Here is a 22,312-nt window from a genome sequence, read left to right on the forward strand (position 1 = left end):
TATATACTAAAATGAAAGTATGTATATACTTATAACCAGTATATAAAAAAAGATTACTTATGGAAAATGATAGTCTATCCTACTAATAAAAAGCAAGTATACCAATTATTAAATTTATTCAAAATAATGCATTTTCTATTTAGACCATATCTTTATAAAGGGGTGTACTTTATGAACTCATCTCATATCGCAAAAAATAAAATAGCAACATTAAAGCAGCCTTTTTCATCTTTAGACGAGCTTGCCGATACAATCAGCGAGGTATTGTCATGTCCTATTACCATTGAGGATGCGAATCATTATGTTCTTGCATATAGTAAACATACCGAAAATATTGATGAAGCACGAATCGGCACCATCATGAATCGAAAAGTCCCTGATAAAGTTATTAACGGTTTATGGAAAAACGGAGCAATGCCCAAGCTGATTGATAGTAATCAGCCAGTCATTATTCCCGAAATCAAAGAAATTGGACTTGGAAACCGGATTGCTATATCCATCTGGAAGAAAAACGAAATTTTAGGTTTTATCTGGGCACATACAGGTGAAAATGAATATAGTAAGGATGATTTGGAAATTCTAAGTGAAGCTACCCGGCAGGTGAAAAAGTTTATCCTGCAGAAGCTGCCTGGCCGAAGAAATACAGAACAAGCTTATAAAGACTTTTTCTGGCAGCTGTTAACAGCAGATTTTGTCAGCGCCAGCACGATTCAATCCTACGAAAAACAATTTAATATAAAGCTGCAGGATGGCCTTGCTATCATTGTTTTTCATTTTGAAGATGCAATCACACCGCAGATTGAAAAGCACGCTTCCTACCTTTCAGAAACGGTCATGCAGGTGAATACGATTTTCCGTTTATTTGATGATCAAGATTTTATCTTATTGGTACGATTATGGAAGACGGATGATACATCCGATAAAATTTATCAGTTTATTGAGCAGTTTCAGGAAAAAATAAGCACACAGCTGCAATTGACCTCCATGCGCGGTGCAGGAAGCCAAATTTACGGTTCTGCAAAAGATATGACGAGGGCTTACGAGGAAGCGCTTCAGACAAATTCCCTGCAAAAGCAGTTTCCCGATGAACTGTCTTCTTGTTTTCTTTATGAAGACCTAGGCGTTTTTCAGTGGATAGACGTATTAAAAGAACATCGTCATAAGCGGCGTCATACAAATAAATACATTCAACGTCTGCAGCAATATGATCAGCGCCAGCAAAGTAATTTATTGTACACCTTAGAAAAATTTTTGGAGCATGACTCCAACGTACATCGTACAGCAAAAGAGTTGTTTATCCATCCAAATACCATGAATTATCGTTTAAAACGTATTCATGAAATTAGCAATCTTGATTTAAAAAATCCGCATCAGAAAGTAGCGGTTTATTTAGAGTTATTAGCTGACAAGCTGGAAAAATCCTAGGATTTGTGTAAATACACAAACGTTTTGGACTCAATTCATTTATTTTCATAATGAATTCTCACAAAGAAAGCGTTACCATTATAAGTATAAAATGATAAACAAAGGGGCGAATAACATGATTATTGGGGTACCTAGAGAGATAAAAAACAATGAAAACCGTGTTGCCATGACACCAGCCGGAGTAGTGAACCTTGTTCAATCCGGGCAAACGATTCTAATTGAAAAAGAAGCCGGTTTGGGAAGCGGCTTTACAGACGAAGAATACAAGCAGGCCGGAGCAGAGATTATCGCAGAGGCCTCGGAGGTATGGGAACGGTCTGATATGATAATGAAGGTAAAAGAACCGCTGGAATCAGAGTACCGTTATTTCCGGAAGGGGTTAGTATTATTCACCTATCTTCATTTAGCTGCTGATGCAAGATTAACGGAAGAGCTTGTCGCGAAAGAAGTTACAGCAATCGCCTATGAAACCATTGTTGTAGGTAACGCTCTCCCGCTTCTGACACCGATGAGTGAAGTCGCCGGACGTATGGCTACGCAGATTGGCGCCCAATATTTAGAGAAATCAGAAGGCGGCAAAGGCATTTTACTTGGCGGTATTCCCGGGGTCAAACGAGGAAAAGTAACGGTTATCGGCGGCGGTGTTGTTGGCACGAACGCAGCGCGCGTAGCAATTGGTCTTGGAGCGGACGTTACGATTATTGATTTAAACCCGCAGCGTCTTCGCGAATTAGAAGAAATTTTTGGTTCGAGCATTCAAACATTAATGTCAAACCCGCTAAATATTGAAGAAGCTGTCACAGATTCGGATCTCGTTATCGGGTCGGTATTGATTCCAGGCAGAAAAGCGCCAAAGCTTGTATCAGAAGAAATGATTCAAGCGATGCAGCCGGGCAGTGTCATTGTGGATGTAGCAATTGACCAGGGCGGTAACTTTGAAACCGTTGACCATCCTACTACACATCAAGATCCAATCTATGTCAAACATGACGTCCTTCATTATGCTGTTGCCAATATCCCGGGAGCTGTTCCACGCACTGCAACGGTCGGACTGACAAATGTAACCGTGCCATATGCAGTCAATATTGCGAAACAAGGCGTCGAGCATGCGATTCAAAATAGCGCTCCAATCGCCAGCGGTGTGAATGTAATGAATGGGCATGTAACAAATGAAGCAGTTGCCAATGATTTAAATTATGATTATGTTTCTGTACAGGACGCTTTAAAATAATACGTATTCCAAAGCCATTTCCTTGTTAAACCGAGGTGATGGCTTTTTCTTGGCTTCAGCTCCGTTAAAAGTCGTCGGAATCGTTATTTTTACGCCAGTCTGTTAAACTATTTCTATAAAGAATGGAGGGATTATTTTGCGTTTACAAAACCAAAAAGTTATCGCACTTGTTGATCATGACTTTGAAGATCTGGAACTATGGTATCCCGTTCACCGTCTGCGTGAAGAAGGCGCTCAGGTAGATTTAGTCGGACAAGCTGCCAATCAAAAATACATTGGAAAATACGGTGTTCCTGCTGAATCAGATTATGCCTTTTCCGAAGTGAATCCAGAAGACTATGATGCTATCCTGGTACCCGGCGGGTGGGCTCCAGATAAATTGCGTCGTTTCCCGGAGGTTATCAGGTTCGTTCAGCATATGAATGAGCAGAAAAAGCCTATTGGCCAAATTTGTCATGCCGGCTGGGTATTAATTTCTGCCAATATTTTAGAGGGTAAAACCGTAACCAGTACACCTGGAATCAAGGATGATATGACCAATGCCGGAGCGACATGGGTTGATGAACCGGCTGTTTCGGACGGTCACCTTGTTTCAAGCAGAAGACCGCCTGATTTACCGGATTATCTCCGTGAACTGATTAAAGTGATGGAAGAATATCAGCGTTAAGGGAGTATACAAATGAAAATTGTTTCTATAGAACCGACACCGAGTCCGCATTCTATGAAAATCAATGTGAACGAGACGCTTCCTCCCGACGAAACGTATAATTACAGTAACAAGGACGATTTAGCTCAAGCTCCGGAGTATGTGCAGAAGCTTTTTGCTTTGGATGGGGTCAAAAACATCTATCGTGTCGTCGATTTTATTGCTTTGGCCCGAAATCCGAAGACACCCTGGGAGGAGCTTTTGCCAAAGGTCCGGAATGTATTGGGAACAAACGAAGCTTTTAACCAGACCGATGAATTATCTGCTGATGCAGAAGCACCTTCGGAAACATTTGGCGAAGTTCATGTTTTCATTCAAACATTTTTAGGGATTCCAATACAGGTAAAGCTGGAAGAAGGAGATAAGGAGGAACGCTACGGACTGCCAGAGCGTTTTTCCAAAGCTGTAATGGAAGCCTCTCCCGCTTCTGAAAATGTCTTCATGGACCGAAAATGGGAAGAACAGCACCCTCGCTACGGCAATATGGATGAAATCGGTCAGGATGTTATAGAAGAGTTAAAGGCAAGTTATAACCAGGAAAGACTGGATACCCTTGTGAAATTAGCTTTACAAACTGATGGAAATACAAGCAAAGCCACAAACTACTATCAGCATGTTCCGATTGAAAAACTGGATAACCCGGATTGGCGGGAACGTTATGCAGCACTGGATCGTCTGGATCCGACCTTGGACGATCTTGCCCTTTTAGAAAAAGCGATTCACGATGAAAAAGCATCAATCCGTCGTTTGGCCACTGCTTATTTAGGCATGCTGGAGGATAAAGCTGCTTTGCCATTGCTATATGAAGCTTTGGCTGATAAAGCCGTGAATGTCCGTCGAACAGCCGGTGACTGTATTTCAGACCTGGGCTTTACAGAGGCGATTCCAAACATGATTGAAACATTAAAGGACAAAAGCCGGATCGTCCGTTGGCGCGGAGCAATGTATTTATATGAGGCGGGCGATGAATCTGCTATGCCTGCTCTTGAAGAAGCATCTGCTGAGGAACCAGAGTTTGAAGTACGCATGCAAATACAACTAGCTTTAGAGCGTATTCAAGGCGGCGAAAAAGCAAAAGGCTCTGTCTGGCACCAAATGACGCAGGCAGCAAAATCAAAATAGGATGCTTTCACAGATGAATCTAAACTAATTCAGAGCTATGCTCTGGATTAGTTTTTTCATATCTAAATGGAACAGACGATACATATCATTAATATATATTCTTTTCTCCTGTAAGCTACACGCTTCACTGCTGATCGTTTTATATTTTTCTCTTTGCTGTAAAACATATATTTTCCATTTCAATTCCTTTACGTATAGAAAGCGTTTTCCTATAATAGTAGTATCGGAGTACTTGAAGGGGGACATAACGAATGGATACACAAGAAGGTACGCTGCTTTTTGAACCAAGTAAAACACAAGTGGAACAGGCAAATATTACTTCTTATCGTACTTGGTTACAAGAATATAAACATATCCAGACTAAAGATTACTATCATTTATGGAAATGGTCTGTGGAGGATCTCGATACATTCTGGGAATCTATTTGGGAATATTTCAATATCCAGTCGCACCAGCCTTATCAAACGGTGCGTTCCGGCAATCAAATCATCGGAACAAAATGGTTTCCCGAAGCAAGCCTCAATTACACAGAGCATGTATTCCGGAATAAAACATTAACAAGCCCTGCTATTATTCATACATCGGAAAATCGGGAGCTGCAGGAAATTTCTTGGGAGAAACTATATCAAGACACAGCTGCGCTTCAAAAAACATTGGAAAAGCAAGGAATTGAAAAGGGAGACAGGGTAGCCTGCTATGCGCCAAATATCTATGAAACGGTGGTTGCTTTCCTTGCAACGGCAAGCTTAGGAGCTATCTGGTCCAGCGCTTCTCCTGACTTTGGAACCCAGAGCGTGATGGAGCGTTTCCAGCAAATCGAGCCAAAGGCGATGATTACGGTCGATGGCTATACGTATAACGGCAAGAAATTTAATAGATTAGATGTAGTCAAGGAGCTGCAATCTGCGCTTCCTTCTTTAAAAACAACGATTACTATTCCTTACTTAAACAAGCAGGCAGATTTCGGTGACTGTATACAGCCGATTTCCTGGGATATTGCAACAGCGCATCAAGAAAAACTGGAAATGTCGTATACACCTGTTGCCTTTAACGATCCGCTCTGGATACTCTATTCCTCTGGAACAACCGGCAAACCGAAGCCTATTGTGCACAGTCAAGGCGGTATTCTATTGGAGCATTTGAAGGCTCTCCACCTGCACTTGGATTTAAGCCCCGGCTCCCGCTTCTTCTGGTTTACTACAACCGGCTGGATGATGTGGAATTTCCTTGTCGGCGGATTATTAACAGGCTCTACCATTATCTTGTATGACGGCAGCCCTGCTTATCCGGATAAACAGGTTTTATGGCGGCTTGCCGAGCGGACAAAAATGAATGTATTTGGCACAAGCGCCAGCTTTATCACAGCTTGTATGAACGATAATGTATCGCCGAAAAGCGAATTTGATCTATCTTCTTTAAGAAATATCAGTTCAACAGGCTCGCCGCTTTCTCCAGAAGGATTTCGATGGTGCTATACACATGTCAAAAATGATATCTGGGTTGCTTCGGCAAGCGGCGGGACGGATGTTTGCACCGCATTTTTACTCGGCTGCCCTATTCAGCCTGTTTATGCCGGAGAGATTCAGTGTGCAGGACTGGGAGCGAAAATTGAAAGCTTTGATGAAGACGGAAATTCGATTACAAATGAGATTGGCGAGCTTGTCTTGACCGCTCCATTTCCAAGCATGCCGATTTATTTCTGGAACGATGACTCCGGGCTGCGGATGTACCACAGCTATTTCGATACCTTCCCCGGCGTCTGGTGCCATGGAGACTATATCAAACTGACAAATCGAAATACAGCTATCATTTACGGCAGATCAGACGCAACAATCAATCGGGGCGGCATCCGAATTGGAACGAGTGAAATATATCGAGTCACGGATTATGTTACCGCTGTTGAAGACAGTTTAATGGTTGATTTACCAAAAGGAAACGGCGATTCGATTACCCCCTTATTTATTGTAATGAAAGACGGCGAAGCATTAAGCGAGACCATTAAACAGGAAATTAATCAGCAGCTGCGGACACATTGCTCCCCAAGGCATGTTCCGACCCATATTTATGAAGTAAAAGAACTTCCAAAAACTTTAAATGGAAAGAAAGTCGAAATTCCCGTTAAGAAAATCTTGATGGGTCAGGATGCAGAAGCCGTTATTAATCGAGGCTCTCTGATTAATCCGGATAGTCTCGACTATTTTATCGAATTAGCTAAGAACATCTAAAAAAAGCTGATGGAAGATAGCCGTTATTCTTCCATCAGCTTTTTCAACAAATACCTTATTTTTAAATCAAAGAGAGATTAATACAATAATCAATGGAATAAGCACGACTAACGAGATAATCGTTAAAATCCCCATAATCAGCAATAATTTTCCATACTTATTTAATAACTCATTCACATTGCCTGCTGTAAAATCGTCTGAAGCTATAATATTAGAAGCCTCTACGCCTGTTTGATAAAAGAGATAGCCAGTTATAATAGAAATAATACCAGAAAGAATCATGCTCGGATCAACCGTTAAAGTTAAAACAATCGAAATTGCCCCCATGATAATGGATGCCGCTCCAACAATTTTCCCCCATGTTGCAATTCTTTTTAAATGGTCTATATTTAAATAATCCATCAAATCGCCTCTCCTTAATAGTGACTTTATTACTATATTCACCTTTAATCGATTTATTAAACATTCTTCCAGTTCCGTTTATTTATGGATTTGTTTTATGATTACTTTATGTTTTAGATGAAAACGTGTGATTCCTGCCCTATGTTATACAAATCAAACTCTCTAAATAGAAAAATGCTGATGGCAGGATAAGCTCCCTTCCATCAGCATTCCTTCTCTTATTTAAAAACCGCTGTAGGAATCACGATGAAACTTTCCATACACCTGATGCAGGTATTTACCTGGAACAGCTTCTTCAATAACTGGAAAGATTTCTCTCTCCTCAAACCGGACATTTTTCTCTAACAGCTCCCCAAGCTGATTCATTTTTTCATATGGGGCCTCTCTGTTTTCACGTATCGCATAAACGAAACTGCGGATTTGCATGTGCTGATAAAGCATTTCTTTCATCAATTCGATTTCCGTTTTTTCAGCATAGACCTCATAAAGTGGCAGCAGAACCTCTTCCTCATCCCGGAAATGAAGGACGGCATCCTTTTCCCAATAGTCAATAAGACCTCTAATGGATTCGCCTAAGGATTTATCGGTCTTTTCTGTACCGGCCTGCTTTAATTCCATTGCTTGTACTAATGCATGATGATGGTGATGTGATAATGGCTTCAGTGCATCATGCCGCTGTTTTTTCACAATAACCCACCTCCGACACTGTCTGATAAACTTCTCCAGCTAAAAACAGGGAGAAGCGTCTTCTCCTCTAGTATAAACCAAACCCTGTCTGCAGATATACGATTTCAGCTTGATATAGCTTCTTTTTCATATAATAAGCTTCCTGAAACAAATGCAATCAAAGCCAGCAGCATAGAAGTCACCACAGAATGCATCCCAAACGGCTGCGGATAAAATGTTTCAAAAATAATATAACTGAGTACACCGGTGAGTATCGAAGCAATTGCTCCATGCTTGGTTCCCCTTCTCCAATAAAGCCCGAGGATAATCGGCCAGATAAAAGCAGCCTCCAACCCGCCCATGGAGAATAAATTCAGCCAGATAATCAAATCAGGCGGCTGAAGTGACATCAATACAACAATGATTCCTATTAACGCGGTAGCACCCATACTCCATTTGCGAATCGTCTTATCATTCGCATCAGGACGGATATAGTTTAGATAAACATCCTTTACAATCGTCGAGCTTACCATTAACAGCAGCGAGTTAACCGTCGTCATAATCGCCGCCATCGGAGCTGCTAGAACAATTCCGGCAACCCAGCCCGGTAAAACGGCTTGTGCTAATTCCGGCATCACGGTATCACCGATTTCGATACCGGGAAGTACAGTCCTTCCAAACACTCCAATTAAATGCATATTCAGCATAATAAAACCGACTACGAAGGTACTAATAATAATGCCTCGATGCAGCGCCTTTGTATTTTTATAAGACATCGCACGAACCGCAATCTGCGGTAAGGCAACAACCCCGACACCGACCAATATCCAGAAGGAGGAAACATAAGCAGGGGTTAAACTTCCATCTGCACCGAATGGTGTAATCAAATTGGGATTCTCCACAGACAGATCATGCATAATCTGAGATACACCGCCTCCTGCTATAATTACGGCTATAAGTAAAATAAGTGTACCTATAAACATAATAATACCTTGGATACCATCTGTAATCGCTACTGCGCGAAAGCCGCCAACGACAACATATACTAAAACAGCTATTGAAAAAATACATAACGCCGTAAAATATGGAATCCCTGTCAAGGATTGAACCAGACGTGCCCCGCCAATCCATTGTGCCGACATCGCCGAAAACAGGAAAATCAAAATACTGGCCGCAGAAAGAATCACAACCCATTTGGATTGGTATCTTTCCTTCAAAAAATCAACGATTGTAACGGCTTTATATTTTCTGGTGACAATCGCAAAACGCTTGCCGAGCACCATCAAGACAAAGTAACCCGTTGCCAGCTGTGTCATCGATAGCAGCACCCAGCCAAGCCCTTCATTATAGGCTGTTCCCGGCCCGCTCAGGAAGCTGCTCGCGCTTCCATAGGTTGTTACCAGTGTCATCGCCAAAATAAAGCCGCCAAGACTTCTGCCGCCCAGAAAATATTCCTGTAAAAACGAATCAGAGCGGCTGACAAATTTGCCAGCCCAAATTCCTATCATAAAAATAATCGCAATAAATATAAATAGTGGTAAAACAGCTTCCCAATTCATGGTTAAACTCCCTTGATCTCAAAATAAGACATACTTTGTTTATTCCTCTTCGGCTTCTAAAGACATATCTTTAAAAAAGAATTTAACAACAAATACCGTTAACAGCATCATCACGACAAATCCAAGAATGCAGCTGAAGAAAAACCAAGCCGGGAAACCAAATATGTACTGATAGGATTCTGGAGATTTGCTTCCAAGTCCATAAGCAAATCCAAACCACCAGATAAAATTAAAAATCACAAGCGCTACACCGGTCCAAGCTTCCCGGTTGGCAGTTTTGTAACGTTTATCCGTCCATTCTTTTCTCTTCATACTAAAAGCTCCTAACCATTCTGAAAAGATTATTTTCTTTCTTACTATAATCAAATTCCTATCAACTGTAAACTGGCAGCAATTTCAATTAGATCACAGACATAACAAATCCTTGTTCCACTTCCTATTATTTCATTACTAGTTTAAAGCATTGCTTCTGCCAACAGACGATAGGATTTTTTCTTTGCTTCAAAATCAAATGTATTATTAATGACCATAAACTCGTCCGTCTGGTATTTCTCCTGCAGTTCCAATAACTGTTGTTTCACTGTTTCCGGTGTACCGATAATACATCTTTCCCTGTTCTTTTGGATTATCTCTCTATCTTCTGCACTCAGTTTATCCATATCACGGTAAACAGCCTCGCTAGACGTTACTTTCGTTCCTAATCCTTTACTGACATTTAATAACCATTTATCCTGTGTCAGCGCATGCTCCTCCGCCTCTTCTTCTGTTTCTGCACAGACTATAAAAATACATACGATAGATTGCGGATTTTCCATACTGACAGATGGTGTAAAATTTTCCCGATACGTTTGGAGCGCCTTCACACCTTTTTCCGGATTGATAAAATGGCCAAAAATAAATCCTGTTCCCAGTTCTGCTGCATAGTTTGCACTTCGCGCGGATAACCCGAGTATCCAAAGCGGCGGTACCTGATTCACACGCGGAGTGGCCTTTACTAAACGAAAATCATGGTCCCGCGGGAGGGAATTATGCAAAAACCCCTGTAAATCAGCAGCCTGTCTCGGAAATTCAGCTAAACTCCGATTTTGATTATCTGTCAGCGCAGCCCTGGTCTGTGGAGAACCTCCCGGCGAATTTCCAATGCCAAGATCAATTCGATCAGGAAAAAACGTCGCTAATGTTTTGCCAATCTCAGCGACTTTATACGCACTGTACTGCGGCAGCAAAATACCGCCTGAGCCGACACGAATACGGCTTGTAACAGAAGCGATTCTCGTCATCACAATTTCTGGAGCAGAAATCGACAGCCCATTCGTATTATGATGCTCTGCCACCCAATAGCGGTGATACCCAAGCTCCTCCGTCCATTTTGCCAGCTCCAGCGTATGCTGTAATGCCGCTTCTGACGTTTCCCCCATGGAAATTGGAGATTGATCTAGTACACTTAATTTCATGTTAAACACGTTCCTTTTTCCAGTTTAAAAACTTCTACAAATAATTAAAAAGCAGAAATGTCTTCCATTCAACATTTCTGCTTTTTACCGCTGCTCCGCTATTCTATTTTCTCCTTTATCCGCATGGACAGCAGCACACCAAGCAATGCCGTCACAGCCATCATCATAAATGCATACGTCGTCCCCCAATAGGTTCCTGTCCGCTCCGGTGCATCCATGACAGCAGTCGTTACACTAATAACGGTTGTCAGAATCACCACGCCAAAAGCCATTCCCAATTGACGCACGGTATTAACAATCGCTGAATTATGAGCCATTTCCTTTTCATCCAATATATTGACACTGACAGAAACTAGCGGCATCAGCGACAAACCAAATCCGGTCATAAAAAAGCAGAAATAAATCATAATCAAAAATGGAGAGCTGTCGATGCTTAGCATTGTCATCAGTACTAAGGACACAAGCGTAAAAGCAAAACCGATAACAGCTAAAATCCTTCCGCCATACCGATCATATAAATTTCCCGAAATAACAGAGACAATACAAAGCAGAATCGTGCCTGGCACTAATAAAAATCCAGATAGAAAGGCGCTCGTTTCTAAGACGTTCTGCGCAAACATCGGCAAAATCGTCTCTGCCGATAATAAGAGCATCATATCCATAAATATAAGCACCACAGCCAACAGAAATGTGCGGTTCTGAAACAAACGCACATTCAGCACAGGCACGTCATCTGCTAATTGCCGCTGGATAAAAAGATATAAAAAAACAGCACTGATACAAAATGGCAAAATAACGAGATACAGGTCCATGCCGGCAACACTAATATTACTGATACTAAAAATAAACAAAGAAAAAGCCCCTGCCGAAAGAATCACAGAGAGAATATCCAGCCTTGCTGCCTGTTTTTTCAATACATCCTTCATATAGAAAACCGCTAACAGCAAAAGTATCAGCACCAATGGCAGCATAAACCAATGAAGGATGCGCCAATGGAAAACATCAATAATCATCCCGGTCAAAGACGGCGCACTTGCCGGAGCGACATTAATGACGCCGCCCAGCAGTCCAAGTGCGAACCCTTCTTTCTTTCGGAAATACGGTAATTAAAATCGTTTGAATCACGGGCAATATGACGCCAGTTCCAACCGCCTGAATCGCTCTGGCAAGAATCAATTGGATAAAGCTTTGCGAAAAAGCGCCAACAATAAGACCGGCAGCCATGCAAAGCAATGCAAATACTAAAAGCGCTTTGGTTGAAAATCGGTTAGATAAATAGCCCGTCAACGGGATAAATACTATGGTTGTTAATAAATAAATCGTCGTCAGCCACTGTACTTCCGTGGCATTAATCTGAAATTCCCGCATAATCGCCGGGTAAGACGTAATCAATAGGAACTGGCAGAATGTTAATAAAAATCCTGTTGCCAGCGTAACAATAATAACCCCTTTGTTTTCTAATTTAGGCTGCATGGCTCCTCCTTATCCGTTGTGACGTTATATGTAATGCTTTAATTAAACTGCTTCACCATCAAATAATGCGGAATACCATCTTCTAAAAATTCATCTGACACCGTTTCATATCCCAATTTGTGATAAAATCCTTCCGCATGCGTCTGACCATGCAGCTTTGCGCGGGTTAATCCTTTTTGTAAAACAATCTCTTCTAAAGACTGCACAATTACCTTGCCAAGCCCATACTTACGATAAGGCTTTAAAATACAAATTCGTTCCAGCTTCCCGACTTCTTCTACCGCTCTCACTCTTCCTGTTCCTACAGGCTTGTTATCGTAATATACTAAAATATGATTGCAGTCCGCATCCAGCGAATCAAATGCATCAAACTCCTCGTCTCCGGGCACTTCCTGCTCCTTTACGAAGATTTCTTTTCTAATCTCAAAAACCTTCTGTAAATCCTGTTCTTCTGTTACGATTTTATAAGTCACCTGAGTTTCCCCTCTCTGCCTCTGTTTGCATCCTGTTAAAAAATATGATTGCTACTATTGTAAAATAACTGACTATTGTTGTAAATGCAACAAATATAATAAGCTTGCTAAGTCTCTTAAAAAGCCTCCCAGCCTTATTTCGACTAAGAGACTTTACTATATTATTCCTCGTCTTCCACTCTATTAAAGATAGCTTCCGGAATCATTTCAAACCCTTCAATCACTGTGTTTTCTTCCACTTCAATCATTAAACAAAGCTTACCGTCAAGCGTTGTCTGGCGAAGATAGCGCAGATCCTGCGGACATACTTTAAGGTCAGCCACTTTTGTTTTGATTTTAATGGATTTAGACGTATACTTCGGAACTACACTGGTTGCTTTCAGCTCATACTTTTCATCATCAATAACCTTTTTAAAAGCAGACTCTACTTTATCCGGATCAATATCCTGTACACCGCTGCTTGTCAGCACCTTCTCTACATCCTTATAATCTAACATTGGCGCATCCGGCTCTTCATTTTCTTCCACCACACGCTGAATCTCATCATATACATTCGCCAATGTCGTCGTATTGATCTGCTCTCCTGCTACATCCTTAACAATTTCCTCAAACACGATTTTATCGTCCTCTGCGGTCATTGCTTCCTCCGCGTTCAGCACTTCCTCAATAAAATGATAATCGAGCTCATACGGTTTCGAGGCGGAATAAAGAACATGGTTCACATCCGCAGCCCCGCCGGTAAAAGCAGGGAATAAGAACCCGCCGATAGGCTGTTTTAAATTAATCACTGGATCCACCACAAAATGATATTTAAATTCCTTCTCCACATAATCAAAAAGCAGTTCTTTTTTCGGGTCCATTGTTTTGTTGATGCTGCATAAGATAAATGGACTGGAATATACTCTGTCCCTGCTGCTTTCCTCCGATTCTTCATTACTCCGCTTCGTAGGCTTTGCATACTCTCCATGGATAAACGTAATAACAATATCCATTTCATACTGTTTATCCTTCAGCATTTTTGCTACCAGCTCGAGCATCTGCTCCTTCCATTCCCCAGTATCATTTGAGAGCATTCCCTTGTGAAGAATAAGCTGGCTGCTGTCTTCCACATCACGCTGGAATTTCAATTCAAACAATTTTTGATCCAGCTGCCCCGTCAGCACCTTCTTAAAATTCGCCATAAACAAATCTTTCTGTTCATCCTCCAGCATTTGAAACGGCGTACTTTCATAATGATAGATTTCACTCGATTCTTTCATGATATATACATTGAAAATATCCTGTATCTTTAATAAATCATTATTTACTTTGAATTGTTTTTTTATATCGGCAATATCTTTTTTATTCAAATTGGATTCTCCTCTGTTTCTTAATCGGCTTATCACTTTTTGCTGCCAGCTTTCAACAGTGTCTATCTATTTTATCACAAATCAATAGGAGGTTGTTCTTCTATTCATTCAAGATTTTAAGGAGTAAAGATTACAAATAAATAAGCCTTCTGATAACAGAAAGCTTATTCTTCTCGACCACTTTATTTACTTGTATTTTTAATAGTTACTTTTATGTAGATAGTTTAGAATTTCTTTTTTATAAGCAGTAAATTCATCTAAGTGATTCTCTATAACTGATTTCATCCTATCAAGATTCAACGATGATGGATAATGACGAACTGCACTATTTTTAAATTCTATTATTTCTCTTAACCGGATTACAGTCCTTTGACTAATTATATCTTCTTCCAGTAATCTATCAAAAGCATCCTCACTCGATTGCGGCAATCCTAATCTCTCATCAGAAACAATATGCATTGCCAGCTGGAGAGCTGCTTCACATGCCCTTTGGATATTCAGAATAATAGCGTCCTGCTTTGTGAAATCTTTTAAATTCTCTGTATTATCATTATAAACCTCTTTCACGCGGATAAGGCATCTTTCCATAATAGCTATCTTATTAAAAATAACGTCATTCGCCATACATAGAACCTCCTCTTTAAATTCTCCAATACGGATTGGTGTGCTTTATGTTATTTTTTCAGAAACAATGGACAAATTTGTCCCGTTAAAAAACAGGATGCAAATAGAACAAAAAAACTTGATGCAAGTCTGCGAAAAGTATATAATACTATTTGTTGATATATTTTCCACCTATTTTATATTTAACAATGGCAGTATAATTCAGATGTAAATACTTCAATCGTATTTAACCTCTCATACTTCATTAAAATATTTCGGGGCCTTGGTATAATGGGATTACGTTTGACTGGCAGTCAAATAATACGGGTTCGATTCCCGTAGGCTCCATCATTGGTTATACCAAAACACGCTTACTTATTCTAATTCAGAATGAGAAGCGTGTTTTTTACTGCACTACTTTATTCATACGTTTAATTTTATCAGCAATTTGTATGGGAAAATATTAAAAGTTTTATTCTCTAACTTTAAAAGTCAAAAACAAGATAGTACTTCTTTATTCTTACATGGTATCCCATTTGTTTTACAAATCAAATCCGATTCAGTACTATTAATTATCCACTTTAAAATAAACTCTCCAAATAAAGCACAATCTGTGGTAAAAAGTAGATTAAAAAAACAATTAAACCTATTATCGTTATTAAAAAAAGCCATATTTTTCTTACCCTCAACTGCACAAAAACAGATACTATGACAAGTACATTAAAAATGGCGATAGCTGAAAACCAAATTCCATAGGATTTATCTGGTTCTGGGCTAGCAGGATTATATTTACCGCCTAAACCAATAATATATAAATTGAAATTAATAGCTACTATGTCACCCATAGATTTTGGTGAATCGCCTTAAAAATTAATAATTTGATTTCATCCATTGCATAGAAATGAATCGTACTTAGATTTATACTATATATAAATACATAAATAAGGTTATAGAAAAATATCAACAGAAGTATAGTCCCGCTGTTGAGAAATGATAACTTTATGTGCAGTAGATACAATTTTAACTTTTAGGAAGCTCTTTTTTGTAGATTCCTTTTTGTGAAAAGGTTAGACATTTACTACTTATCATTGTTAAACAATCATGCCCTTTTATGAAATAAACTTCATAATCTATTGCTTAAAATAAAATTACGATACAACCAACTTATAGTGTCTTTAAAATCATTAGCTATGTAATCAATGTTTACATCATTTAATTTATCGAAATGCTCATTTAGGGAAGACTTTCCAGCCCCAGTTTTAACAAGAATTTTAATACTTCCCACCTTTGCTGCGGCAACTATATCACTCCATCGGTCTCCTACAACAGCACAGTTTTCAAGCCTCAATTCATGTTTTTGCTGTGCTTCGATTAACATACCTGTATTCGGCTTTCTGCAGGAACACCCTTCGTCATGTCTGTGCGGGCATATATATACATCATTGAAACCGAAACCTTTTAATTCCTGTACGAAATCCTGTCTTTTGGCTAAACCATTTGAAATTCCGGGTTGATTTATAAACGAAAAAATTTTTATATTATCTTGTTTTAATCTCTTGATTTCCTTCTCTACGTATAGAAAGAGTTCAAATTCACCTGATAATGAACCGTGTCATCCCCGCCAATTGTTCCATCACGATCTAAAAAGATTGCTTCTAATTGTCTCATGCTCATTCCCCCTAAATTTAATATTTTATAACCAGTTATACTCCCCCGTTTAAGAATCCTTTTCAATTAATTCTATAACATTCAGTTTACACTGAACTACTTAATTTATGTAAGCTCAGCATCTGATGATTAGTGGGTGTTATTTGCTAGTGGATAAGAGAATCAAATAATTTGAAATATAAAGCAATTGGAGAGCAGTTAAGTAATCCTCATTAGTTTGACATCCTAGGAATAAAAGGGTTTTTATGTTCCATATCAAATGTGTTATAGGCTAGTATTGTATGCACAAACATGGAGTTTTTCGATGTTTCTTGATAACCTATAAGTATAAATAATGCTGAATTCTGAAAGGCAGGGATATAATGTTTGATTTAACTCGTAGAATCGCTATGGTCACCGGTGGAGCAAATGGGATTGGTAAAGGAATTGTGAAGACGTTAGCAAAAGCTGGAGCAACCGTTATGATCTGTGACATCGATGAAGAAGCAGGGAAGAAAGTGGCTGCAGAAGTGAGTGGTGAATTTCATAAATTAGACGTGACGGACAAAAATAATGCGGAAAGGGTTGTTCAGGATATTTTAAAAAAACATGAAAGAATCGATATTCTGGCTGCGAATACAGGTATCTACCCGGATGTATCCATTGCAGACATGACAGAAGAAGATTGGGATAAAATTCAAAGCATTAATTTGAAAGGAATGTTCTTCACTGCCAAACCGGTATTAGAAGCGATGAAGAAGCAAAACTACGGCCGGGTCATCCTGACATCGTCAATTACGGGAGATATCACCGGATATCCAGGCGGTTCGATTTATGGGGCAACCAAAGCTGGAATTCTTGGATTTATGCGTAATGCGGCTCTGGAGTATGCACCATATGGCGTTACGGTTAATGCAGTTCAACCTGGAATGATTGCTACTGAAACCTTGAAAAAGGAGCTGGGCGTGTTAAGTGAAAAAGGTGCGGAAGCTGTTCCAATGAAACGATTAGGAAATCCAGAAGACATCGGAACAACAGTTTCCTTCTTTGCATCAGAAGAAGCAAAATATATTACCGGTCAGTCACTTGTTATAGATGGCGGACAAATTTTGCCTGAAACCCCTGATGTTATTTTATGATAGAAAGACGTTGCGGGATTCGGAAATGATACAATCTTCCTGCAAAAGATGCTTTCTTCCATACGTCATTTACAGAACATGGCGTTGACAGGATTTTTATGAAGGTTCGAAAACAATCAACGATTCAAAAAAACTAAATAGCTTGTTATCTCATACCTCCCAAGTAATTGTGACAGTTATAAGCTGCTTCAAATAAATGAAAAAGAACCCGTTTCTATTAAGGTTAAAAGAGCCAGCAAATAACCAATAGAAAGGGTTCTAATAATGGCTGCTTTACCGCAAATCACACTTGATTTTAATCATAAAATAAAACTATCTCTTGATGGAGGCGAATTATCCTCTGATACTGGTGAAATGATTTTCCGTGAATTGGATGAAAAAATCGGATTCTCTGGCAGAATAATATTTACAGCTTACCAATGAACGGCGCTGCTACATGTATGCGAATGAAGATTTACTTCGTCAAAAAATCTATCAAATCATCGCTGGATATGCAGAAGAGGATGCAGCAGATGTCCTGATGCACCATCGGGTATTTACGCAAATCATGGGAAAAGATGCACTTGCTTCTCAGCCAAGCTTGTCTCGTTTTTGAATTGCTTTGACTTGCATTCAAATACCTCTTTACTATAGCTTCAGTTGGAGTGATTGTAAAAAGAAACTTTTTATTCCTTGGAAGACCAAGGGATAGATCTGTCCAAAAACGGTTGTTTTTTCTTGTGAATACTATTTACCTCCAGCTTCCTACGATATTTTAGCTTTTTTCGCTTAAAATAGAAATCATAAACTACAAATTTTCGTTTGTATCTCTAATCTACAGGTATGAATAATTCGGGGTTATAATGTAAGTGACCTTTTTTTCTCTTTTTTAATCTTCTTTATCACAGAGAATCGTCCGTAAAAGAAACTTTATTTAGGCGGAAGTTCAGGTGAGCTAACTCCCTGAATCACTTAGGGCTAATGCAGTGGGAGTATGAAGGAAACAGATTAAGTTAGCGACGTTCTAGGGTTGTGGGACTGTGGTTATTCGTCCGATCGTAAAGAGTTGTACATCGAAAAACTCCCACTGAGTAAAGTTTCGTTTTATCATTTTTGGTATTTTTTCGTTGATTTTATTTCTTTCTCAGTCGGGGAAGAGCCTTTTATAACATCATAATATCTATCAGCTCCTAAACCGCCTTCGTCAATCATTACGGAGATTTCTTGAGTCCGCATTTCTTTTCTTTTGTCTATCTTTTTCTTTGCTTTGTCATAATTGGTCATCTTTCATCCCTCCCTTTACTTAAAATCTACATGCTATCTTTAGGGCTGTCAAGATAATAGTATCGAAAAATCAAAAAAATCAGTTATTTAATTCATTTACCTGTATTATACTCATAACAAGTTGAAAAAAAGTTCAAAAAACCTGTCTCCTTCGTATTTCAAATAAAGAATTAGGCTTAAGTTCTTCAACAATAACCTCCGATAATTGAAAGACCATTAAATTAACCTTACTGGATGATATACAATTTTTGTTCACCAAGGAGTTTTGGGAAGCATAAATAAATAGACACAGGAAGTATTATAAGCTAAAAAATTCAAGCGTGCGCATCAAGTATACAATCCATTCTCTCAACAAAAAGGCCGAAGCTAACATGCTTCAGCCTTTTTGTTGAGAGGAGATAATGAAGCAACAGTCACTCCATTTCATTATCTTCTCCAGTGGGAAGTAACCTGTATTCCCAATGGGTTCTACATTCATGTAATTTATACTTTCCTTCTATTTCATCTTTTGACATATATCCGCATTGCTGATTCGTATTAAAAACATCCTGCACTTCATCATCTGAGGCTCTGTAGTGGCTCAAATCTGAATAAACCATAATCCATGCCTGATCAACACTTTCTTCATATCCGGATTTCAAATCATATATAAGTACACCTTGAGTCCCTTCGTCCTTCACCACTCTGATTTCACTTTCATTATCCTGTCCATTTTCTCCCGCAGTCTCCATAAACGCTTCAAGGATATCTTTATTTTTCAACTCATTATTTTTGTATACAACATCATCTTCATTGGGAACATATTCTTCCAAAGGCTCTTCCTGGCTCTGTTCCTCCGCTGATTCATCTTGGCTTTTTCCTTTCCAATCTGAAAAAGAATCGGTTTCTGTTTCTGGGTCGATAGGAGATGAATCTTGTGTACTTTCTTGTCCAGGTAAATTGTCATTTTCGTTTTGCATCACATCATTATCTGATGACAGGCGATTGGACTCCGCATCCGAATCCTCTGTTACATTTCCACAAGCAGTCAATATAACAAATACAAATGCTAACATGCCCATTAAAAATTTAGTATTATTTTTCATTTAAAAACTTCCTTTCTCCGATAATACAGCTTTACAAAAGAGTGAATTGGCGCATGTTAATTGATAGTTTAATAACGTGTCAGCAAGGATGAACATTGCTCTCTAATACTAAATATTAACACAGGCATTCCAATTATGAAAAATCGGGAGGGATGAGTGCAGAAGGATTCCTTGCCCCTTTATCAGGCATGAATTGCTGATTTGCATAGAGTACAAGTGGTTAGTTTGTTATTTTCTACGTATTCATCATCCTTTCTCTTGCGCTATCGAACACGGACAAAAATACAAAAGCACAAATAGCCGGTGAAGTTTGAACTGGTCAGACAACACAATGCCTTATGGTAACACCATTCAATTTGTGATTTAATAGAATCTAAGAAATAATCCAAATGAATATAAGTAAAGAGAGATGATTGTTAGTGGGATTTTCATTTTTAATGTTTTCATTAATCGGTATTTTAATTGGTGTGCTATCAAGCATGTTTGGTTTTGGAGGCGGAATCGTCGTCGTACCAATCTTATTTGCATTTTTACCCGATTCCATTCCAAGCGAGTATTTAATGCATACTGCGATTGGTACATCATTAGCGGTTATGATTATAAATTCATTTAATTCAACATATAACCATGCCAAAAAAGGCAATGTGACATGGTCTGTCTTTAAACGATTAGCAGGATATATTGCAATAGGTTCTTTAATAGGCGGCGTGCTTGCAGTCTACATTGAGAGCGATTTTCTCAGGTATGCATTTATCGGCCTATTAATTTATGTCTTGATTTCGAACATGCTAAAAAAATCGTTCACAAGAGAAATCGAAGAACAAGCATTTCGTCTGCCTAAGCAGCGTTCCGCTTCTTTTATCGGGATAGGCATTGGATTTCTTTCCACTCTATTAGGTATTGGCGGAAGCACAATGACCATTCCTTATCTCAGAAATAGAGGGATGCGCATGATACATGCTGTAGCTTTGGCTACTCCATTAGGTCTGCCGATTGCTATCGTAGGAGCTTTCGCTTATTTAGTTACAGGATTGAAGATAGATGCGATGCCTTCATCAACGATAGGATTCATATACATACCTGCGCTTATTGGATTTACCCTCGGCGGATTTATTGGAGTGCCTATCGGCAGATCCTGGGCTCAAAAATTATCTGATAAACTCTTTTCCAAAATCTATTTAGTTCTTCTGTTTATTGTAGTTATCATGATGATTATAAGTTGATTGTTTGCCAATCGTGATAAATGGAATAACCAAAAAGCGAATAGTATTCAAACACCTCTTAGATTATTTTTTGTTTGGCAGCTCAGAGAGAAACCATTTCCAGTTTTGCCAAATCTATTTAAAAAGCACGCTTGCTTATTCTAATTACGAATGGAGAAGCGTGCCTTTTGTTCCTCAGAAAATAGTAAGGAAAAAATTCAGAGTTTAACCCTTATATTTATTTCATATTTCTTTTGGAATATGACAATAGTTATTTGGGCGCCTGCTTAATCTCTCTTGAAGTTCCTCAGCGCTTCTTACGTAATTTGTATGCGGCAAGACTTCAACCACCATACGATTATAATCATTTCTATTCTAATTAAAATCCTTGTCCACTAAGGGGTTACCTTCCTGATCCACCATAACAGTCAGCCCTGCTCCATAGCCTTCTTGATGCAGCATATACAAAACACCATTCTCATTATCACGAATAATCTTCGTATTCTTCATTTTCCCTTGAGAATAAACTTCTTCAAAACGATTGTTTGTCATTTTCAGCACTCCTCCTTCTAAAAATAAATAACCACATTGTTAAATAGAAACTAATTAACAATCATTCCTTTCTTCATTTTTTTAACCATTCCAGAAATTCATTCACGTTGTTTAGCAGCAGGTCTGGTTGAACACGAAATTCTAACGTTTGATAATTTGGCAGCCATTGTACTCCGATTGTATTTACGTCTGCTTGTTTACCGGCCTGAATATCCGCATCGCTATCCCCTAAAAATACAGCCTCCGTGTTTTTTATGTGCAGCTTTACCAATGCCTTGTTTAATCCCTCTGGATGAGGCTTGGGCATCGTAACATCATCACCTGTTATGATTACATCAAACAAATCATTCATTTGAAGACAATCTAAAGATATAATCAGACTTCTTCTTGCTTTCCCTGTTACAATCCCTAATTGATATCCTTCTTTTTTTAAAAACCGGAGCAAATCATTTTTTTCCTCATTTTCAACAACAAGCTCTCGATGCTTTTCATTATATTTTTCATAATATAATTCAATTGCTTTATCCTGATTAGAGTCCAGCAGATTTTCTTTGATGATTCCTGTTTCAGAAGGACCGAACATCGCCTTTACTTCATCGGAGGTGAACTCCTTATTGTCAAATTCCTTAAACACAGCTTGAAACGCATAGAAACAAACCGGTAATGTATCAGCAAGCGTCCCGTCAAAATCAAAAATAATTGCTTTCATCATTCCACACCCTTTATCATCCTATTT

20 protein-coding genes, 1 tRNA gene and 4 pseudogenes are annotated in these 22,312 nt (G+C 39.0%); 9 read left to right on the forward strand and 16 right to left on the reverse strand.

Annotated features, from left to right (window positions below):
* Positions 1–171 precede the first annotated feature (171 nt).
* The 5 genes from ACW0TQ_RS01035 to ACW0TQ_RS01055 all read left to right on the forward strand — a co-directional run bounded on the left by ACW0TQ_RS01035 (position 172) and on the right by ACW0TQ_RS01055 (position 6,709).
* Complete coding sequence (locus ACW0TQ_RS01035) at positions 172–1,425, forward strand: PucR family transcriptional regulator (protein ID WP_193063959.1); 1,254 nt, start codon at positions 172–174, stop codon at positions 1,423–1,425.
* A 115-nt stretch (positions 1,426–1,540) separates the two neighbouring features.
* The gene (gene ald, locus ACW0TQ_RS01040) at positions 1,541–2,656 is read left to right on the forward strand and encodes an alanine dehydrogenase (RefSeq protein ID WP_212928623.1); all 1,116 of its coding nucleotides are present in this window, start codon (positions 1,541–1,543) and stop codon (positions 2,654–2,656) included.
* Positions 2,657–2,792: 136 nt separating this feature from the next.
* Entirely contained in the window at positions 2,793–3,323 is a 531-nt protein-coding gene (locus ACW0TQ_RS01045) for a type 1 glutamine amidotransferase domain-containing protein (RefSeq protein ID WP_193063961.1), read from the forward strand.
* A 12-nt stretch (positions 3,324–3,335) separates the two neighbouring features.
* The gene (locus ACW0TQ_RS01050; RefSeq protein WP_455725265.1) at positions 3,336–4,484 is read left to right on the forward strand and encodes a conserved virulence factor C family protein; all 1,149 of its coding nucleotides are present in this window, start codon (positions 3,336–3,338) and stop codon (positions 4,482–4,484) included.
* 251 nt (positions 4,485–4,735) lie between these two features.
* Positions 4,736–6,709, forward strand: coding sequence for an acetoacetate--CoA ligase (locus ACW0TQ_RS01055; RefSeq protein ID WP_368901501.1), 1,974 nt, complete (start codon positions 4,736–4,738; stop codon positions 6,707–6,709).
* Positions 6,710–6,775: 66 nt separating this feature from the next.
* Here ACW0TQ_RS01055 and ACW0TQ_RS01060 read toward each other — a convergent pair whose 3' ends face one another.
* From ACW0TQ_RS01060 to hepT, 9 genes and pseudogenes are all read right to left on the reverse strand, one after another.
* Positions 6,776–7,111 carry a DUF5362 family protein gene (locus ACW0TQ_RS01060; protein WP_193063964.1) on the reverse strand — a complete coding sequence of 112 codons (336 nt, stop codon included), beginning with the start codon at positions 7,109–7,111 and terminating at the stop codon, positions 6,776–6,778.
* A 222-nt stretch (positions 7,112–7,333) separates the two neighbouring features.
* Complete coding sequence (locus ACW0TQ_RS01065; RefSeq protein WP_042532148.1) at positions 7,334–7,798, reverse strand: hemerythrin domain-containing protein; 465 nt, start codon at positions 7,796–7,798, stop codon at positions 7,334–7,336.
* A 104-nt stretch (positions 7,799–7,902) separates the two neighbouring features.
* Positions 7,903–9,336: a sodium/pantothenate symporter gene (gene panF, locus ACW0TQ_RS01070; RefSeq protein ID WP_212928620.1), complete on the reverse strand. Its 1,434-nt coding sequence runs from the start codon at positions 9,334–9,336 to the stop codon at positions 7,903–7,905.
* Positions 9,337–9,375: 39 nt separating this feature from the next.
* Positions 9,376–9,648, reverse strand: coding sequence for a YhdT family protein (locus ACW0TQ_RS01075; protein WP_042532144.1), 273 nt, complete (start codon positions 9,646–9,648; stop codon positions 9,376–9,378).
* Between the two features lie 143 nt (positions 9,649–9,791).
* The gene (locus tag ACW0TQ_RS01080; RefSeq protein WP_455725266.1) at positions 9,792–10,790 is read right to left on the reverse strand and encodes an LLM class flavin-dependent oxidoreductase; all 999 of its coding nucleotides are present in this window, start codon (positions 10,788–10,790) and stop codon (positions 9,792–9,794) included.
* Positions 10,791–10,888: 98 nt separating this feature from the next.
* Positions 10,889–12,263, reverse strand: a pseudogene (locus ACW0TQ_RS01085) (MFS transporter).
* A gap of 38 nt (positions 12,264–12,301) precedes the next feature.
* Positions 12,302–12,736: a GNAT family N-acetyltransferase gene (locus tag ACW0TQ_RS01090; protein ID WP_455725267.1), complete on the reverse strand. Its 435-nt coding sequence runs from the start codon at positions 12,734–12,736 to the stop codon at positions 12,302–12,304.
* A 161-nt stretch (positions 12,737–12,897) separates the two neighbouring features.
* Positions 12,898–14,085 (reverse strand): DUF4317 domain-containing protein, encoded by a 1,188-nt coding sequence (locus tag ACW0TQ_RS01095; RefSeq protein ID WP_455725268.1) that lies wholly within the window; start codon positions 14,083–14,085, stop codon positions 12,898–12,900.
* A 198-nt stretch (positions 14,086–14,283) separates the two neighbouring features.
* Positions 14,284–14,709 carry a type VII toxin-antitoxin system HepT family RNase toxin gene (gene hepT / locus ACW0TQ_RS01100; protein ID WP_042532135.1) on the reverse strand — a complete coding sequence of 142 codons (426 nt, stop codon included), beginning with the start codon at positions 14,707–14,709 and terminating at the stop codon, positions 14,284–14,286.
* A gap of 256 nt (positions 14,710–14,965) precedes the next feature.
* On the opposite strand from hepT, the gene ACW0TQ_RS01105 reads away from it, so the two are divergent.
* Positions 14,966–15,036 (forward strand) — tRNA-Ala (locus ACW0TQ_RS01105).
* A 233-nt stretch (positions 15,037–15,269) separates the two neighbouring features.
* On the opposite strand, the gene ACW0TQ_RS01110 is transcribed toward ACW0TQ_RS01105, so the two are convergent.
* Both ACW0TQ_RS01110 and ACW0TQ_RS01115 read right to left on the reverse strand, forming a co-directional pair.
* The gene (locus tag ACW0TQ_RS01110; protein WP_455725269.1) at positions 15,270–15,533 is read right to left on the reverse strand and encodes a hypothetical protein; all 264 of its coding nucleotides are present in this window, start codon (positions 15,531–15,533) and stop codon (positions 15,270–15,272) included.
* A 278-nt stretch (positions 15,534–15,811) separates the two neighbouring features.
* Positions 15,812–16,356: pseudogene (locus ACW0TQ_RS01115) on the reverse strand (HAD-IIIA family hydrolase).
* 362 nt (positions 16,357–16,718) lie between these two features.
* Between ACW0TQ_RS01115 and ACW0TQ_RS01120 the strand changes: the two are divergent.
* Positions 16,719–17,474 (forward strand): SDR family NAD(P)-dependent oxidoreductase, encoded by a 756-nt coding sequence (locus ACW0TQ_RS01120; protein WP_256705733.1) that lies wholly within the window; start codon positions 16,719–16,721, stop codon positions 17,472–17,474.
* Between the two features lie 264 nt (positions 17,475–17,738).
* Positions 17,739–18,066, forward strand: a pseudogene (locus ACW0TQ_RS01125) (transposase); the annotation flags it as partial.
* 494 nt (positions 18,067–18,560) lie between these two features.
* Here ACW0TQ_RS01125 and ACW0TQ_RS01130 read toward each other — a convergent pair.
* Together ACW0TQ_RS01130 and ACW0TQ_RS01135 are read right to left on the reverse strand one after the other, a co-directional pair.
* On the reverse strand, positions 18,561–18,737 hold the full coding sequence (locus tag ACW0TQ_RS01130) for a hypothetical protein (protein WP_455725270.1): 177 nt from the start codon (positions 18,735–18,737) through the stop codon (positions 18,561–18,563).
* Between the two features lie 413 nt (positions 18,738–19,150).
* Positions 19,151–19,822: a hypothetical protein gene (locus tag ACW0TQ_RS01135; protein ID WP_042532127.1), complete on the reverse strand. Its 672-nt coding sequence runs from the start codon at positions 19,820–19,822 to the stop codon at positions 19,151–19,153.
* Positions 19,823–20,259: 437 nt separating this feature from the next.
* On the opposite strand from ACW0TQ_RS01135, the gene ACW0TQ_RS01140 reads away from it, so the two are divergent.
* The gene (locus tag ACW0TQ_RS01140) at positions 20,260–21,045 is read left to right on the forward strand and encodes a sulfite exporter TauE/SafE family protein (RefSeq protein ID WP_193063974.1); all 786 of its coding nucleotides are present in this window, start codon (positions 20,260–20,262) and stop codon (positions 21,043–21,045) included.
* 222 nt (positions 21,046–21,267) lie between these two features.
* On the opposite strand, the pseudogene ACW0TQ_RS01145 reads toward ACW0TQ_RS01140, so the two are convergent.
* The 3 genes and pseudogenes from ACW0TQ_RS01145 to ACW0TQ_RS01155 form a co-directional block, all read right to left on the reverse strand.
* Positions 21,268–21,396 (reverse strand): annotated as a pseudogene (locus tag ACW0TQ_RS01145) (peptide-methionine (S)-S-oxide reductase); the annotation flags it as partial.
* 3 nt (positions 21,397–21,399) lie between these two features.
* Positions 21,400–21,576: a DUF6440 family protein gene (locus ACW0TQ_RS01150; RefSeq protein ID WP_175297035.1), complete on the reverse strand. Its 177-nt coding sequence runs from the start codon at positions 21,574–21,576 to the stop codon at positions 21,400–21,402.
* Between the two features lie 73 nt (positions 21,577–21,649).
* The gene (locus ACW0TQ_RS01155) at positions 21,650–22,288 is read right to left on the reverse strand and encodes an HAD-IA family hydrolase (RefSeq protein ID WP_368901502.1); all 639 of its coding nucleotides are present in this window, start codon (positions 22,286–22,288) and stop codon (positions 21,650–21,652) included.
* Positions 22,289–22,312 lie beyond the last annotated feature (24 nt).

Source organism: Oceanobacillus sp. M60 (assembly GCF_053839645.1).

Coding starts and splice junctions, on each gene's coding strand:
- ACW0TQ_RS01035 (WP_193063959.1), top strand. CDS start 172: ATGAACTCATCTCATATCGCAAAAAATAAAATAGCAACATTAAAGCAG.
- ACW0TQ_RS01130 (WP_455725270.1), bottom strand. CDS start 18,737: ATGACCAATTATGACAAAGCAAAGAAAAAGATAGACAAAAGAAAAGAA.
- panF (WP_212928620.1), bottom strand. CDS start 9,336: ATGAATTGGGAAGCTGTTTTACCACTATTTATATTTATTGCGATTATT.
- ACW0TQ_RS01135 (WP_042532127.1), bottom strand. CDS start 19,822: ATGAAAAATAATACTAAATTTTTAATGGGCATGTTAGCATTTGTATTT.
- ACW0TQ_RS01150 (WP_175297035.1), bottom strand. CDS start 21,576: ATGACAAACAATCGTTTTGAAGAAGTTTATTCTCAAGGGAAAATGAAG.
- ACW0TQ_RS01080 (WP_455725266.1), bottom strand. CDS start 10,790: ATGAAATTAAGTGTACTAGATCAATCTCCAATTTCCATGGGGGAAACG.
- ACW0TQ_RS01050 (WP_455725265.1), top strand. CDS start 3,336: ATGAAAATTGTTTCTATAGAACCGACACCGAGTCCGCATTCTATGAAA.
- ald (WP_212928623.1), top strand. CDS start 1,541: ATGATTATTGGGGTACCTAGAGAGATAAAAAACAATGAAAACCGTGTT.
- ACW0TQ_RS01055 (WP_368901501.1), top strand. CDS start 4,736: ATGGATACACAAGAAGGTACGCTGCTTTTTGAACCAAGTAAAACACAA.
- hepT (WP_042532135.1), bottom strand. CDS start 14,709: ATGGCGAATGACGTTATTTTTAATAAGATAGCTATTATGGAAAGATGC.
- ACW0TQ_RS01140 (WP_193063974.1), top strand. CDS start 20,260: ATGTTTTCATTAATCGGTATTTTAATTGGTGTGCTATCAAGCATGTTT.
- ACW0TQ_RS01075 (WP_042532144.1), bottom strand. CDS start 9,648: ATGAAGAGAAAAGAATGGACGGATAAACGTTACAAAACTGCCAACCGG.
- ACW0TQ_RS01120 (WP_256705733.1), top strand. CDS start 16,719: ATGTTTGATTTAACTCGTAGAATCGCTATGGTCACCGGTGGAGCAAAT.
- ACW0TQ_RS01155 (WP_368901502.1), bottom strand. CDS start 22,288: ATGATGAAAGCAATTATTTTTGATTTTGACGGGACGCTTGCTGATACA.
- ACW0TQ_RS01110 (WP_455725269.1), bottom strand. CDS start 15,533: ATGGGTGACATAGTAGCTATTAATTTCAATTTATATATTATTGGTTTA.
- ACW0TQ_RS01060 (WP_193063964.1), bottom strand. CDS start 7,111: ATGGATTATTTAAATATAGACCATTTAAAAAGAATTGCAACATGGGGG.